This is a genomic window from Photobacterium satsumensis, assembly GCF_050336935.1.
Taxonomy (GTDB): Bacteria; Pseudomonadota; Gammaproteobacteria; order Enterobacterales; family Vibrionaceae; genus Photobacterium; species Photobacterium satsumensis.
Window position 1 is genome coordinate 397,067 of sequence record NZ_JAKJSK010000008.1, and the last position, 14,607, is coordinate 411,673.

Genomic DNA, 14,607 nt, shown 5'->3' on the forward strand with positions numbered 1-14,607 from the left:
ACCAGCTTTTCCTAGTACCCGCTCTTAACGATAGTTCCTCTCAAACACCCCTTCGGGCATTTGCTGGATCTGGAACTCGATCATTTGATTGAACGCCTCGAGCAGCGGGGCAAATTTATCGTCATCTCCTTCCAAGGCAGTAAGGGCGAGGTAGCCGGCCTCGACGGTCGACACACCTATTGATTTGGGCGATTTTCGAATTCGGTAGTTGCCCTGATCGACGTTATCTAACTCTACCGTGGGCAACTGCTGCAAGTTTGCCGATAACTGCCACATCTTGTAGGCTTTCTTCCAGGTACCATCAAGCAAAATCAATGTCCGTTTGGTTATCGCACCTTGAGTTTGCTCAGCGCCAGCAAGACTCGAAATAGGTACAGCCTCTTCTCCCGGATATACCACCCATGCCTGGCGGCTCGGTTCGGCCAGCAATTGGTTGATTTCTTCATGCTGTGAAAAGTCTTCGCCCACCCACAGTTTGGCGCTAGGAAGCGATAAAGTCAGGATCCTTGCCGTACCAATCGCACGCTTTACTTCCGATGGATGTTGTAAAATCCACAATTCAGTTTTAGCATCAAGCTGTTGGATCCAGCGGCAAATACATGCCTTGGTTGCTTTACCGCACTTTTCACAGTATCGACTCATCGAGGTTGCCTTGTCTATTCGCCTATTCGTTTTCATTCTCATCGGTATAATGGCCATTGCCCAGTTATCCAGCCTCCAACCACTGCTGGTTTGGCAGCGCCCTGATATCACGCATGGCGAGATTTGGCGGCTCGTCAGTGGCAACCTGACCCATACCAACTGGGCACACATGATAATGAACAGTCTCGGCTTGGCAATCATTACCTTCATCTTTCGCCGCTATCTTACCTCAACGCGCCTTGCGCTCCTTATCCTGTCTATCGCAATCTTTATTGGTATCGCCTTATGGTTCAGCCCGATGAGTTGGTATGCTGGGCTATCAGGCGTGCTCCACGGGCTGTTTGCTTGGGGGGCCATACAAGACATCAAAGCGAAAGATAAACTCGGCTGGCTATTGCTGATAGCCGTTATCGCTAAGGTTATCTGGGAGCAGGTAGCTGGAGGCTCAGCCAGCTCAGCTGAGCTAATAGGTGCCAGAGTGGCTGTTGAAGCGCACTTAGCCGGTACTTTAGGTGGGGTGTTGTTTGCCGCTGCAGAAAATATGAAAAAGAAGATTGCTATTGATAATTAGTTGCACTTAGAATATACCTTTAGGCAGCTAACTTTATTACTCACTCGTGGGCAACAGCAATGTCACTACCGTCTGAAATTTTGTACCGCATCAATATCTCACTACCAACTGGTATCGTAAGGGTTGGTTCAAGGGGTAAATACAAGTTCCCGCTCGAGGCAGCCAAGCGTATAGCCAAAGAGTATGAAGATGATGGCTATACAATCCAGTTTACGCCTGCGAGGCCACGCTTTTCCTACCGCGCAAGTTAGTGGTGATTGGCGATAATTCTGGTTTTCTAAAAAAAGAGCATCGAAAAACAAATGCTCCTTTTTTATCCAAATGCTACTAGCCTGTTTAAAGCTTAATACGCTCTCGATTTTTCTCGACCGTCGACGCGCCAATCCCCTTCACCTTGCTCAGCTCTTCCGCAGAAGAGAAAGGTCCGTTCGCGTTACGGTATTCAATAATACTGACAGCTTTCTCTGGCCCAATACCCACCAATAACTTATCCAACTCTTCGGCATTAGCATCATTGATATTGATGGTGATTTCAATGCCCTCATGACTCTCACTGTTGGCAACCGCAGGTAATGCCAGGCCAATACCCAGCGCAACAACCAACGACATAGATACAATAGCTTTCTTCATGCTTTTTCTCCTTGTATTAATTCAGGAGTAAGGGTGGCGAAGCACTCGCTGGCTGTATATGAGGAATGTTTTTCTTTGTCCCAAAAAACGACGGGCCGCACAATGGCGGCCCGTCTAGCAACGTATTAGTTACACTTAATTCGTTGTTGTATCAAGCACAGGGTAAGAGACCTTGGCTGCATTACGCAGTACATCCAGGGTCGCCATGACATCCTGCTGAGCATGCATTTGCTCAAGCTGCTGCGCCATCTGCTGATCAACGCCATCAACGTCTGCTTCAAGCACCTTGTCCAACGCGATGATTAGCATGTTGCCAGCCATATCACGGGTCACACCGTATACCGACATATCTGCTGCTGGCTTGGCAAGACCAAACGCAACTTGAGCAATCTGACGGTCAGAACCCATACGGTTGATGGTTTCAGACTCTGAGAAGCTTAGGCCTTCATCTGCCAACACCTCGGTATTGCCATCTCGTAGGGCAGCAACAAGCTCATCCGCTTTCGCGTTTGCCGCTTCCTCGCCTTTGATAACCGATAGCTGCTGCTTCACTTTCGCCGACACTTCGTCAAATGGCAGTACCATTTCAGGACGAGAGTCATCAACACGTACAACAACAACATGCTCAGGACCGATCTCGATAATATCTGAGTTCAGACCATCTTCACGTACTTCAGGGCTGTTCAACGCCTGCTGTACCGCTGGGTTGGCTAGCACACCCGGTGCATCAGACTGAGAAATAAAATCAGTGGTCTGAACCGTCGCATTAACCGCTTCCGCCGCATCCTCTAGTGAGTCAGGCAATTCGAACGCCTTCTCAGCCAACTGGGTCTGCAGATCGTAGAAGGCTTCAGCTGCACGCTGCTCACGCAGCTCAGCAAGAATTTCATCGCGAACCTCAGTAAATGGCTTCACTTTCGGCTCTTTGATATCATCCAGCTTGATGATGTGGTAACCGAAGTCAGACTCAACAACGCCAGAAATCTCACCTTTGTTCAGAGCAAATGCCGCCTCTTCAAAGGCAGGATCCATCACGCCACGTTCAAACCAATCCAGCTTACCGCCATCTTTACCGCTGAAGGTGTCATCAGAAGATGTTTTCGCCAGTTCAGCAAAGTCAGCACCACTGTTGAGCTCTGCCAACAAATCTTCGGCTTTAGTCTTCGCTTCGCTACCTTTACCTTGAACCAAAATATGGCTTGCTTGGCGTTGCTCAGCAGTACCGTATTTATTTTGGTTCTCGTCGTAGTTTGCTTTAGCATCGTCTTCAGAAACGCTTAGCGTCTCTTTCAGGTTGGTGCCTGACAATTCGATGTAAGCCGCTTTGACTTGATCTGGTCGGGTGAACTGCTGTGGGTTCTGCTCGTAGTAAGCAAGTGCTTCCTCGTCAGTCACCTCAGCCTTGTTGGTAAACTCAGCCACATCCAGTGTCAGGGTACGAATTTCACGCTCCTGACGCTCAAGCTTGGTCAAGGCTGCCACTTCGTTGCCCAACGCAAAATCACTGCCTTGGATAGCCAACAACAGCTGCTGGCGCAGCAAGTCGGTACGCATAGATTCCGCAAACATATCTGGTGTTAAACCTGAGCGACGAAGCAGTGCGTTGTACTGCTCGTTATCAAATGCACCGTCACGCTGGAATTCAGGCATAGAAAGAATAACCTGAGTGACCTGCTGATCGCTGATACGCAAACCAAGCTCATTAGCACGCTGTTCGATCAACAGGTCATTGACCATGCGATCGAGCACACTGCGGCGGAACTGCTGCACGTAAGCTGGGTCACCCATCAGGGTCGAGAAATAATCACCCAACTGTGCCTGCATGCGGTTACGCTCGTTCTGGTAAGCCATTTCGAACTCACGCTGACTAATTTCACGATCGTCCACTTTCGCAGCAACTTGCTCACTTCCGCCTGCAAGATAGCTACCTACCCCTGCGAAAACAAAAGAAAAAATAATCAGACCAAGGATAAGCTTGACCCAAATACTGCTCGCGCCTTCGCGCATACGCTCCATCATAATTTGCCGTATCTCCTACCTATTCGATTTGGCATGGTAATACCAATCTGTGATAAGCCTAATAAAGACTCGTGAAGCCTGGATGACTTCGAAACTATAGCTTACCTGTATTGATATTAGTGAATAATGCTAACAGGCGAAGACCTGAAAAATTCACACTTTTCCAAAGTAAAAAAAGCGCACCGACAGGATGCGCCCTTTATCATGCCAGGTTGCCCATTAAGACAACCTGAATGTTCGTTTGTTCACACAAACCGGCGGGCTAAGCCCAGCGCTTAGTTTACAGAATCTTTAAGCGCTTTACCTGCTTTAAAGCCAGGTACTTTCGCTGCAGCGATTTGAATTTCTGCACCAGTCTGTGGGTTACGGCCAGTGCGCGCTGCACGCTCACGTACAGAGAAAGTACCGAAGCCAACAAGCGCAACCTGATCACCATCTTTCAGGCTATCAGATACAGCGTCGATGAATGCATCCAGTGCACGACCCGCAGACGCTTTAGAAATATCTGCATTTTCAGCGATTTTATCAACTAGTTGAGTTTTGTTCACGATCTATCCCCTCTATGAACGTTATCCGGTTGTCGCCTTCATGGCAAAATTTACATCACGGACAAAAAGAATCAGTTTCATTATATCAACACCGAACACAAGTTCACGTGTAGACATTGATTTTATTGAGCTAACGGCAAATTAGAACTCACTTATAGCCACACAAAAAAACGCTGACAAGGTTTTTATCCTCGAAAGCGTTTTTTCATATCTTAACTTTGCTGCAGGTCACTGTTTTGGGCGTTTACCAGCTCAATACCCGTTGGATTATTCTGCAGTGCAACGGTTAGCACTTCATCAATCCAACGCACTGGGCGCACTTCCAGATCGGCAATCACGTTATCCGGAATTTCCTCCAGATCACGTTCATTTTCCTTCGGAATCAGTACCGTTTTGATACCACCTCGGTGAGCAGCAAGCAGTTTCTCTTTCAGACCACCGATTGGTAGAACCTCACCACGCAGGGTGATTTCACCCGTCATCGCGACATCGCCGCGGACTGGGTTACCTGTCAGGCTAGAAACCAGCGCCGTGCACATAGCAATACCCGCACTCGGGCCGTCTTTCGGGGTCGCCCCTTCTGGAACATGCACATGGATATCACGCTTCTCATAAAAATCAGGCGCAACACCCAGACGCTCAGCACGGGTACGAACAACCGTCATCGCCGCCTGAATCGATTCCTGCATCACATCACCCAGTGAACCGGTATAGGCTAGCTTGCCTTTGCCTGGCATTGACTCGGTCTCAATGGTTAGCAAATCGCCGCCCACTTCGGTCCAAGCCAAACCGGTAACCTGGCCAATACGGTTGTTCTCTTCGGCTTTACCGTAGTCAAAGCGCTGCACACCCAAGTATTCTTTCAGGTTGGCCTGAGTAATAACGACTTTCTTGGTCTCTGGGTTGAGCAGGATCTCTTTCACGGCTTTGCGGCACAGTTTAGAGATTTCACGCTCAAGGCTACGTACACCGGCTTCACGGGTATAGTAACGAATGATACCAATCAGCGCGGAGTCATCCACTTCGATCTCGTGTGGCTTAAGGCCATTACGCTGGACCTGCTTCTCCAACAAGTGGCGCTTGGCAATATTCAGCTTCTCATCTTCGGTGTAGCCCGACAGACGAATCACTTCCATACGGTCAAGCAAAGGGCCCGGGATGTTCATCGAGTTCGATGTCGCTACGAACATCACATCTGAAAGGTCGTAGTCGACTTCAAGGTAGTGGTCATTAAACGCACTATTCTGCTCAGGATCCAACACTTCTAGCAATGCTGATGACGGATCACCACGCATGTCTGACGACATCTTGTCGATTTCATCAAGCAGGAACAGTGGGTTCTTAACCTCAACCTTGGACATTTTCTGGATCAGCTTACCCGGCATCGAACCGATATAGGTACGACGGTGACCACGGATTTCCGCTTCGTCACGCACGCCACCCAGCGCCATACGGGTATATTTACGCCCAGTTGCGGCCGCAATAGACTGACCCAAAGAGGTCTTACCGACACCAGGAGGGCCGACAAGACACAGGATAGGGCCTTTAAGCTTGTTGATGCGGCTCTGTACTGCCAAGTATTCAAGGATACGCTCCTTGACGCGCTCAAGGCCGTAATGGTCGGCATTCAGCACTTCTTCGGCCTTGGCTAGATTCTTCTTCACCTTGGAGCGCTTGAACCAAGGTACGCTCAGCATCCAGTCAATGTAGCCACGCACAACCGTTGCCTCGGCAGACATCGGCGACATCATCTTAAGCTTCTGCAGCTCTTGCTCTGTCTTCTCGCGTGCCTCTTTCGGCATCTTCGACTCTTCGATTTTCTTTTTCAAAGACTCGAATTCATCCGGCGCATCATCCAGCTCACCCAACTCTTTCTGGATAGCCTTCATCTGCTCATTGAGGTAGTACTCGCGCTGGCTCTTTTCCATCTGCTTTTTGACGCGGCCGCGGATACGTTTCTCCACCTGCAGCAGGTCAATTTCAGACTCCATCATCGCCATCAAGAACTCTAGGCGTTCTACGACATCGATGATTTCCAGTACTTTTTGCTTATCTGCCAGCTTAAGCGGCATATGGGCAGCAATCGTATCAGCCAGACGGGCAGCTTCTTCGATACCATTCAGCGAGGTCAGAACCTCTGGCGGGATTTTCTTGTTGAGCTTGATAAACCCTTCGAACTGGTTGATTGCCGTTCGAACCAGCACTTCCTGCTCGCGCTCATCCATTTCCTCGGTAACCAGGAACTCGGCTTGGGCACTGAAGAACTCGTCATCACGCAGGTTTTCGACTTTAGCACGCTGCTGACCTTCAACCAGCACCTTCACCGTACCGTCAGGCAGTTTGAGCAGCTGTAGGATAGTCGCAACCGTGCCGACATCGTATAGGTCGGTAATTGAAGGTTCGTCGGTCGCCGCTTCTTTCTGGGCAACCAACAAAATCTGCTTGTTATCATCCATCGCCGCTTCAAGGCAGCGAATAGATTTATCCCGGCCTACAAACAATGGAATGACCATATGCGGGTAGACCACCACATCTCGCAGTGGCAGAACGGGGATCTCAAGGCGTTCCGAACGCTCCAGGTTCATATTATTCTCTCTTCCGTTCACTCTTATTAATGAGTATATGGGGGCATGGGCGCAAGATTCAACGGGATATGTAGCAGAAAATAAAAAAGGAGGCGATTGCCTCCTTTTTTTAATCGCTCCGGGCAGATATTACTCAGCGCCAGCTGCTTGGCTTTCGGTGTTTTCGTAAATCAGCAGAGGCTCAGACTCACCTTTAATTACTGATTCATCGATAACAACCTTGCTCACACCCTCTGCTGAAGGTAGCTCGTACATAGTATCAAGCAGAACCGCTTCAACAATCGAGCGCAGACCACGCGCACCCGTCTTGCGCTCCATTGCCTTGCGGGCAATAGCAACAAGGGCATCGTCACGGAACTCAAGCTCAACATTTTCAAGCTCAAGAAGTGCTGCATACTGCTTGGTAAGGGCGTTTTTCGGCTCACGCAGGATTTGTACCAGCGCGTCTTCATCCAACTCGCTCAGGATAGCAGTTACCGGAAGACGACCGATGAACTCTGGGATAAGGCCGTATTTGACCAAATCTTCAGGCTCCACCTTCTCAAAGAGATCGCTCAAGGTACGAGACTGATCTTTCGAGCGGACATCCGCACCGAAACCGATACCGGTGCCGGTTGCAACACGCTGATCAACCACCTTGTCCAGTCCGGCGAATGCACCGCCACAGATGAACAGGATTTTTGACGTATCCACTTGCAGGAATTCCTGCTGTGGGTGCTTGCGGCCACCTTGCGGCGGAACCGATGCAACCGTACCTTCAATCAGCTTCAGCAAGGCTTGCTGAACACCTTCACCCGAGACATCACGGGTAATTGATGGGTTGTCGGACTTACGGGAGATTTTATCAATCTCATCGATGTAAACAATACCGCGCTCGGCCTTGGCTACATCGTAATCACATTTCTGCAGCAACTTCTGGATGATGTTTTCAACATCCTCACCCACGTAACCGGCTTCGGTCAGGGTGGTCGCATCCGCCATAGTAAACGGTACATCCAGCATGCGTGCCAATGTTTCTGCTAGTAGCGTCTTACCGCTACCGGTTGGGCCGATCAACAAGATGTTACTCTTGCCCAACTCAACACCGTCACTATTGGTATCGCCATTACGAAGACGCTTGTAGTGGTTGTATACCGCTACCGCGAGAACTTTCTTCGCATGAGACTGACCAATAACGTATTCATCCAGGTTTGTACGAATTTCCTGTGGTGTCGGAAGTTCATTGCCATCACGCTTTGGCATTACTTCTTTGATTTCTTCACGAATGATGTCGTTGCACAGGTCAACACATTCATCGCAAATATACACAGAAGGGCCTGCAATCAGCTTGCGAACTTCATGCTGACTTTTGCCGCAGAAAGAGCAGTACAGCAGTTTTCCACTACCACTCTCTTTTCGCTTATCTGTCATTCGCTAACCTCTATTCGGGTCTTACCCCATCATTGCCTTTGTTTTGAGTGTATAACAACTCAAGTCTTTTTGCTCCGCGCAAACGGCTAAGTCGCTGCACGGAGACTAAAAAACTTAATCTCGGTGACTCAAAACTGCATCGACCAAACCGTACTCTACAGCTTGCTCTGATGACATAAAGTTATCACGATCGGTATCACGCTCAACCACTTCAAGTGGTTGGCCGGTATGCTCTGCAAGCAAACCGTTCAAGCGCTGTTTGATCGTCAGGATTTCCTGGGCATGGATCTGGATATCAGAAGCCTGGCCCTGGAAGCCACCGAGTGGCTGGTGGATCATCACGCGGGAGTTCGGTAGGCAGTAACGCTTACCTTTGGCGCCGCCAGCGAGCAGGAATGCGCCCATAGAGCATGCCTGACCCATACAAACAGTGCTGACGTTCGGCTTGATGAACTGCATGGTATCGTAGATAGACATCCCTGCAGTAACCGAGCCGCCCGGTGAATTGATATACAGGAAAATGTCCTTGTCAGGGTTTTCAGACTCAAGGAACAGAAGCTGCGCAACGACTAGATTGGCCATATGATCTTCTACCTGGCCGGTCAGGAAGATCACACGCTCTTTCAATAGTCGGGAATAGATGTCGTAGGAACGTTCACCACGAGAAGTCTGCTCGACCACCATAGGAACCAGCGCATCCAAAATTGGCGACATGGCATTTTTTTCTTGGTAGCTCATAACGTTATTTCCCTAAAATAAATGGCCCGAATGAAATTACTCTCACACGGACCATTGTTAGCAGAAGATTTGAAGTAAAGTCAAATCCCTACAGTAATTTCAGTAAATTATGCAGCTGGCTGCTGGTTCATCAGATCGTTGAAGCTAACTTCTTTATCTGAAACCTGAGCTTTAGCCAATAGCGCATCGATAGCTTGCTCTTCTAGAGCAACGTTGCGCATGTTGTTCATCATCTGCTCGTTTTTCTCGTAGTAAGAAACAACTTCTGTTGGATCTTCGTAAGCAGATGCCATCTCAGCAATGATAGCTTTAACACGCTCTTCATCAGCTTTTAGCTCTTCAGACTTGATCACTTCACCAAGAAGTAGACCAACAACTACGCGACGCTTCGCTTGCTCTTCGAACAGCTCACGTGGTAGCTCTGGTGCATTAGCAGCATCACCGCCGAAGCGCTGAGTTGCCTGCTGGCGTAGAACGTTGATTTCTTGATCGATAAGAGCAGCAGGAACAGTGATGTCGTTCTGCTCAACTAGGCCATTTAGAACCTGATCTTTGATACGGTTCTTAACAGCTTGCTTCAGCTCGCGCTGCATGTTCTTGCGAACTTCAGCTTTCAGGCCTTCAACAGAACCGTCTTCAACGCCGAACTTAGCAACAAACTCTTCAGTCAGCTCTGGTAGTTCCTGAGCTTCAACTTTGTGTAGTTTGATAGCGAAAGTCGCTGCTTTACCTTTTAGGTTTTCAGCGTGGTAATCTTCAGGGAAAGTCACTTCTAGAGAGAACTCTTCGCCCGCTTTCTTACCAACGATACCGTCTTCGAAACCTGGGATCATGCGACCCTGGCCCATTGCAAGAGCGAAACCTTCAGCTTTACCGCCTTCGAATTCTTCACCGTCGATAGAACCAGTGAAATCGATAGTTACGCGGCTGTCAGCAGCTGCAGCGTCTTCAACATCGCTCCAAGTTGCCTGCTGCTTGCGAAGCGTGTCTAGCATAGTGTCAACGTCTTCGTCTTTCACTTCTACTGCTGGTTTTTCAACAGTGATGTTTTCTAGGCCAGCTAGCTCGATTTCTGGGAAGATTTCGAAAGACGCTTTGAATACAAGGTCTTTACCTTCAGCGATCTCAACAGGCGTGAAAGTTGGTGCGCCTGCTGGGTTAATCTTTTCTTTAACGATCGCTTCGATGTAGTGACGCTGCATCACTTCACCTAGGATGTCCTGGCGAACAGATGCGCCGAACATACGAGCAACCATTTTCATCGGTGCTTTACCAGGGCGGAAACCATCGAAACGACGATTCTTAGCAATTTTCTTCAGCTCAGCAGCAACAGCGTCTTCGATGTTTGCAGCTGGAACTGTGATAGTTAGATGGCGTTCTAGACCTTCAGTGGTTTCAACGGTAACTTGCATTTTATTTAACCTCAAAACTTACTCAGTATTCTCTGAGTGATGTTGCCGATCAGTCATACTGACGGTGGCATCCTTTCGTGTTATGGCCAGCAACCACGGCCAAACCATAACGCCTTAATTCTGTGAAGCGCGGTATTATAACGGTCCTCAGCCCTGCCGTCGAGACAGAGTGGCCGCACCGCAATCAAACCTTTCACACAAGATAGGGGCAAAAATTCCATTTACAAGGGAAAACCCCAAAAAAAACGTTTCCTTTTACGTTTTTTTGACCGTACACGGTTTTAACTGCCTCTTTTCCCGCCTAAACGCCGAATTTTTACCGTACAAATATCATCCACCTAATTCACTACAGTGAATAGTTAACCGCGATGCATGCTGATGCGTATTGTTTTGTGTATTTAGCCCGCAGGAATAACGTTGACCGAAGGAAAATAGCCAATAGCCAAAGTCAAAAACAAGCTAAAAGAATCTAAATTGCCGACAGGCTGCACAAAAAATAAGCAGCTCAAACTTTAAGATACTTGTTGAATATTCCCCAGGAGAATGACGCGAAGTATTGCGTAAGCTATAAGGATAAAGACAATGAAAAGGAATAAAGCAACAGTGATCGCCTCATGGCAACCCAGTAACGACCGAGAAAAAGAAGCACTGAAACAATTTCTGCTTAACGAAATAGCAGGATGCAGTAAGCAACACCAAGGAGGCACGGGAAAGACAGGATTTAATACGGGTCGATTGATTCGCTAGAGATAGCAATAACATAAAGGGGAGATGGCACGCCCTGTAGGATTCGAACCTACGACCACATCCTTAGAAGGGACGTGCTCTATCCAGCTGAGCTAAGGGCGCATCATTGTAACGCTAGGTTACGGGACGGAATTATACGTTTCCAACCATGAACGTCAATGCCTTTTCCCCTATTTTCTCCGTATTTGCGTTTAAGTGACTAAACATAGAACAAATTGGATAATAAGAGGCTATGGGGTATACATTGTTAAATATTACTCCCGGTAAACCTGTACAGGTTAAGAATACCCACACTCAAGCAGTAACATTACCAAAGCGTAAACAAAACTCACACGCAAACGTTTGCGCTATAGATCTTCGTAACATTCTCTGCGACAATACAACAACTAGGCAGCACTCATAACGCTCTCTCGGGGGTGTATTCAATCACCCAAGCTGCCCGCTTCACGCTCAGTCAATTTCAGTCCAAAGGATAAACATGGCCGCTCAAATCATTGATGGAAAACTTATTTCGCAAACAGTTCGTCAAGAAGTTGCTGCCCGAGTCAAAGCACGCCTCGATGCCGGCCTTCGCGCACCAGGATTAGCCGTTGTTTTGGTCGGCCAGGATCCCGCCTCGCAAATTTACGTCGGTAGTAAACGTAAAGCCTGCGATGAGGTGGGTTTTGTATCCAAGTCCTTTGACTTTCCTGCTACGACAACTGAAACCGAATTGCTCGCCCTCATCGACGAGTTAAACAATGACAACGAAGTCGATGGTATCTTGGTCCAGCTGCCTCTCCCTGCAGGCATTGATACCACCAAGATTCTTGAGAGAATCGATCCTGAAAAAGACGTCGATGGATTCCATCCCTATAACGTCGGTCGTCTATGCCAGCGTATCCCCAAGCTGCGCTCGTGTACTCCAAAAGGGATCATTACCTTGCTTGAGCGCTATAATATCGCCCTTCGTGGTAAGCATGCGGTGATTGTTGGCGCGTCCAATATTGTCGGCCGCCCTATGACGCTTGAACTATTACTTGCTGGTGCTACTACCACCACTTGTCATCGCTTTACCCAAGATCTTGAAAGCCATGTACGCCAAGCTGATATTCTGGTCGTCGCGGTGGGTAAACCTAACTTTATTCCGGGCGATTGGATCAAAGAAGGGGCAACAGTGGTTGATGTTGGTATCAACCGCCTGGACAGCGGCAAGCTAGCCGGTGATGTTGAATATGATATTGCCCGTGAGCGCGCCCGCCATATCACCCCTGTACCGGGTGGCGTTGGCCCAATGACAGTGGCGACCTTGATTGAAAATACCCTGCTCGCCTGCGAGCAGTATCACGATAAGTAAAGATCTGGCGATTCTAGAAATGAAAAAGGGCCGGGTGTTGATTGCAACACCCGGCCCTTTTAGCTAAAGAAAATGACTTTACCTATGGCCTCTAGCCCTTGGTCTCAAGCCTTTCTTTCAAAAACGCCGTAAAGTCTTCACCTAGAGATTCATGGCGCATGCCATATTCGACAAATGCCTGCATATAACCAAGCTTGCTGCCGCAGTCGTGGCTCTTGCCCGACATATGGAAAGCATTCACCTGCTGATCTTCCATCAACATATCAATGGCGTCAGTCAACTGGATTTCATCACCTGCGCCCACTGGCGTACGCGACAATAGAGACCAAATTTCAGCCGGTAGCACATAGCGGCCAACAATAGCCAAGTTAGATGGTGCGTCTTCGCGAGCAGGCTTCTCTACAACTTTGGTCATCGCCGCCGTTTCACCCGGTTTCAGCTCTGCACCACTGATGTCAGCCACGCCGTAGCTGGAAACCTCAGACATAGGTACAGGCTCAACCATCACCTGGCTGATCTGGGTATCATTAAAGGCATTGACCATCGCTGCCATATTTTCGCGGCGTAGGTCACTGGCAGCTTCATCCAAAATCACATCTGGCAGTACGACAGCAAAAGGCTCATCGCCAACCAAAGGATGGGCACAAAGCACAGCATGGCCTAGACCTTTCGCCTGACCCTGACGCACATGCATAATCGTGACATCTTTCGGACAAATCTTTTGTACTTCCTCCAGCAACTGGCGCTTAACACGTTTCTCAAGCGTCGCTTCCAGTTCGAAAGAGGTATCAAAGTGGTTCTCAATAGAGTTCTTCGATGAGTGGGTCACCAACACAATCTCTTTGATGCCGGCCGCCACACATTCGTTAACCACATACTGAATCAACGGCTTATCAACAATCGGCAGCATTTCCTTTGGAATAGCCTTGGTGGCCGGAAGCATTCGGGTCCCCAAACCAGCAACAGGGATGACCGCTTTACGTACAGGGGAAGATGTAGACATATTATTTTCCATTTAAATTATTCAAGCCACTATAACAAACTCACTGCAAACGAATCCAACCTTGCAGTAAGAGTGGTTCACTTTTTCACCAAGTCTTCATTCTGGACACTGACCTTCACCGGTTTACCAAGCAGCTGAATCATCATGAATGAACGCTTTTCACCGTCAGGTTCTTGATAAATGGCCTCAATACCTTTGAACTGGCCCTGTGTCAGCTTGAGTGTCTCGCCCGGCTTAGGAAGATCTGACAGTTTTGTTTGTTGTTCTTCAGAGTCTTCATTTATCATCAAGCTATAGATGAGATCAGGGTTCACTGTCTGTGGCCTCGCCCCTTGGCGGATAAAGTCAGCAACTCCGCGAGTAGAGCGTACAGTGGTATAGCTGATATCTTCTGGATCGAAATAGACAAACATATAGCTCGGGAACAAAGGTTCAAAAGTGGTAACCCGTTTTCCTCGGGCTATTTTCTCCACCGTTACCTGAGGGTAGTAACACTCAACCCCTTGACGATCAAGATTGATCACCGCACGTTCCTGTTCACTGCGCTTGCAATATAGTAGGTACCAATCTTTCATAGCAATCTCAGTCAGTTAATCCTCTAGCCTTCGTTAATTATACCTAAGCCACCCTCACCGACAATGTTTTGCCTGCCACCAAAGCCAATCTATCCGCGCTTTGGGGCTAAAGTGCATAACTAGCCAAATATGTAACAATCATTAATATAAAACCATAGTGAGATCAAACACCAAAAAAACACACAAAATAAGTATAAACAACCAATAACAGTTAACAAATCAGCACATTCTCCACACCACTTCTGGTAAATCTGAAATTTCAATTTTGAGTAAATAGCAAACAAATGCTTGCTAATCAACACGTTACATTGTTTTTGTTTTGTTTTTAATTTGTAACGATTTGCAGTTTAATAATTTGTCATTTATAAAAGAGGCGACATTAGCAAACACA

At 48.1% G+C, this 14,607-nt stretch carries 14 protein-coding genes and 1 tRNA gene; 4 read left to right on the plus strand and 11 right to left on the minus strand.

Annotated elements, in window-relative coordinates; genetic code table 11:
• Positions 1 to 24: 24 nt before the first annotated feature.
• Positions 25 to 642 (minus strand): tRNA-uridine aminocarboxypropyltransferase, encoded by a 618-nt coding sequence (locus tag L4D79_RS17960; RefSeq protein WP_428652936.1) that lies wholly within the window; start codon positions 640 to 642, stop codon positions 25 to 27.
• Between the two features lie 10 nt (positions 643 to 652).
• Here L4D79_RS17960 and rrtA point away from each other — a divergent pair, with 10 nt between their 5' ends.
• Both rrtA and L4D79_RS17970 read left to right on the plus strand, forming a co-directional pair.
• Positions 653 to 1,213, plus strand: coding sequence for a rhombosortase (gene rrtA, locus L4D79_RS17965; protein ID WP_428652937.1), 561 nt, complete (start codon positions 653 to 655; stop codon positions 1,211 to 1,213).
• Between the two features lie 59 nt (positions 1,214 to 1,272).
• The gene (locus L4D79_RS17970) at positions 1,273 to 1,464 is read left to right on the plus strand and encodes a hypothetical protein (protein WP_428652938.1); all 192 of its coding nucleotides are present in this window, start codon (positions 1,273 to 1,275) and stop codon (positions 1,462 to 1,464) included.
• A gap of 85 nt (positions 1,465 to 1,549) precedes the next feature.
• On the opposite strand, the gene L4D79_RS17975 is transcribed toward L4D79_RS17970, so the two are convergent.
• The 7 genes from L4D79_RS17975 to tig all read right to left on the minus strand — a co-directional run bounded on the left by L4D79_RS17975 (position 1,550) and on the right by tig (position 10,555).
• A complete protein-coding gene (locus L4D79_RS17975) occupies positions 1,550 to 1,822 on the minus strand; it encodes a ComEA family DNA-binding protein (RefSeq protein ID WP_428653073.1) in 273 nt (90 codons plus the stop codon).
• Positions 1,823 to 1,978: 156 nt separating this feature from the next.
• Positions 1,979 to 3,862 (minus strand): peptidylprolyl isomerase, encoded by a 1,884-nt coding sequence (gene ppiD, locus L4D79_RS17980; protein ID WP_428652939.1) that lies wholly within the window; start codon positions 3,860 to 3,862, stop codon positions 1,979 to 1,981.
• 275 nt (positions 3,863 to 4,137) lie between these two features.
• Entirely contained in the window at positions 4,138 to 4,410 is a 273-nt protein-coding gene (hupB, locus tag L4D79_RS17985) for a nucleoid-associated protein HU-beta (RefSeq protein ID WP_428652940.1), read from the minus strand.
• 212 nt (positions 4,411 to 4,622) lie between these two features.
• Positions 4,623 to 6,995 carry an endopeptidase La gene (gene lon, locus L4D79_RS17990; RefSeq protein ID WP_428652941.1) on the minus strand — a complete coding sequence of 791 codons (2,373 nt, stop codon included), beginning with the start codon at positions 6,993 to 6,995 and terminating at the stop codon, positions 4,623 to 4,625.
• Between the two features lie 129 nt (positions 6,996 to 7,124).
• The gene (gene clpX / locus L4D79_RS17995; RefSeq protein WP_255043453.1) at positions 7,125 to 8,405 is read right to left on the minus strand and encodes an ATP-dependent protease ATP-binding subunit ClpX; all 1,281 of its coding nucleotides are present in this window, start codon (positions 8,403 to 8,405) and stop codon (positions 7,125 to 7,127) included.
• A 114-nt stretch (positions 8,406 to 8,519) separates the two neighbouring features.
• Positions 8,520 to 9,143 carry an ATP-dependent Clp endopeptidase proteolytic subunit ClpP gene (gene clpP / locus L4D79_RS18000; protein WP_255043454.1) on the minus strand — a complete coding sequence of 208 codons (624 nt, stop codon included), beginning with the start codon at positions 9,141 to 9,143 and terminating at the stop codon, positions 8,520 to 8,522.
• Positions 9,144 to 9,250: 107 nt separating this feature from the next.
• Entirely contained in the window at positions 9,251 to 10,555 is a 1,305-nt protein-coding gene (gene tig / locus L4D79_RS18005) for a trigger factor (protein WP_428652942.1), read from the minus strand.
• A 582-nt stretch (positions 10,556 to 11,137) separates the two neighbouring features.
• Between tig and L4D79_RS18010 the strand changes: the two genes are divergently transcribed.
• Positions 11,138 to 11,302 (plus strand): hypothetical protein, encoded by a 165-nt coding sequence (locus L4D79_RS18010; protein ID WP_428652943.1) that lies wholly within the window; start codon positions 11,138 to 11,140, stop codon positions 11,300 to 11,302.
• A 25-nt stretch (positions 11,303 to 11,327) separates the two neighbouring features.
• On the opposite strand, the gene L4D79_RS18015 is transcribed toward L4D79_RS18010, so the two are convergent.
• Positions 11,328 to 11,404: transfer RNA gene (locus L4D79_RS18015), tRNA-Arg, on the minus strand.
• A gap of 376 nt (positions 11,405 to 11,780) precedes the next feature.
• On the opposite strand from L4D79_RS18015, the gene folD reads away from it, so the two are divergent.
• A complete protein-coding gene (folD, locus tag L4D79_RS18020; protein ID WP_428652944.1) occupies positions 11,781 to 12,638 on the plus strand; it encodes a bifunctional methylenetetrahydrofolate dehydrogenase/methenyltetrahydrofolate cyclohydrolase FolD in 858 nt (285 codons plus the stop codon).
• A 91-nt stretch (positions 12,639 to 12,729) separates the two neighbouring features.
• Here the strand turns inward: folD and galU are convergent, their stop codons facing one another.
• Positions 12,730 to 13,641, minus strand: a complete 912-nt coding sequence (galU, locus tag L4D79_RS18025; protein ID WP_428652945.1) for a UTP--glucose-1-phosphate uridylyltransferase GalU — start codon at positions 13,639 to 13,641, stop codon at positions 12,730 to 12,732.
• Positions 13,642 to 13,718: 77 nt separating this feature from the next.
• Positions 13,719 to 14,216: a transcription/translation regulatory transformer protein RfaH gene (gene rfaH, locus L4D79_RS18030; protein WP_428652946.1), complete on the minus strand. Its 498-nt coding sequence runs from the start codon at positions 14,214 to 14,216 to the stop codon at positions 13,719 to 13,721.
• Positions 14,217 to 14,607: the final 391 nt, after the last annotated feature.

Bases quoted from the DNA above. Each gene is read 5' to 3' on its own strand.
- ppiD (WP_428652939.1), bottom strand. From the start codon at position 3,862: ATGATGGAGCGTATGCGCGAAGGCGCGAGCAGTATTTGGGTCAAGCTT.
- rfaH (WP_428652946.1), bottom strand. From the start codon at position 14,216: ATGAAAGATTGGTACCTACTATATTGCAAGCGCAGTGAACAGGAACGT.
- L4D79_RS18010 (WP_428652943.1), top strand. From the start codon at position 11,138: ATGAAAAGGAATAAAGCAACAGTGATCGCCTCATGGCAACCCAGTAAC.
- clpX (WP_255043453.1), bottom strand. From the start codon at position 8,405: ATGACAGATAAGCGAAAAGAGAGTGGTAGTGGAAAACTGCTGTACTGC.
- L4D79_RS17970 (WP_428652938.1), top strand. From the start codon at position 1,273: ATGTCACTACCGTCTGAAATTTTGTACCGCATCAATATCTCACTACCA.
- L4D79_RS17975 (WP_428653073.1), bottom strand. From the start codon at position 1,822: ATGTCGTTGGTTGTTGCGCTGGGTATTGGCCTGGCATTACCTGCGGTT.
- L4D79_RS17960 (WP_428652936.1), bottom strand. From the start codon at position 642: ATGAGTCGATACTGTGAAAAGTGCGGTAAAGCAACCAAGGCATGTATT.
- clpP (WP_255043454.1), bottom strand. From the start codon at position 9,143: ATGAGCTACCAAGAAAAAAATGCCATGTCGCCAATTTTGGATGCGCTG.
- galU (WP_428652945.1), bottom strand. From the start codon at position 13,641: ATGTCTACATCTTCCCCTGTACGTAAAGCGGTCATCCCTGTTGCTGGT.
- folD (WP_428652944.1), top strand. From the start codon at position 11,781: ATGGCCGCTCAAATCATTGATGGAAAACTTATTTCGCAAACAGTTCGT.
- lon (WP_428652941.1), bottom strand. From the start codon at position 6,995: ATGAACCTGGAGCGTTCGGAACGCCTTGAGATCCCCGTTCTGCCACTG.
- tig (WP_428652942.1), bottom strand. From the start codon at position 10,555: ATGCAAGTTACCGTTGAAACCACTGAAGGTCTAGAACGCCATCTAACT.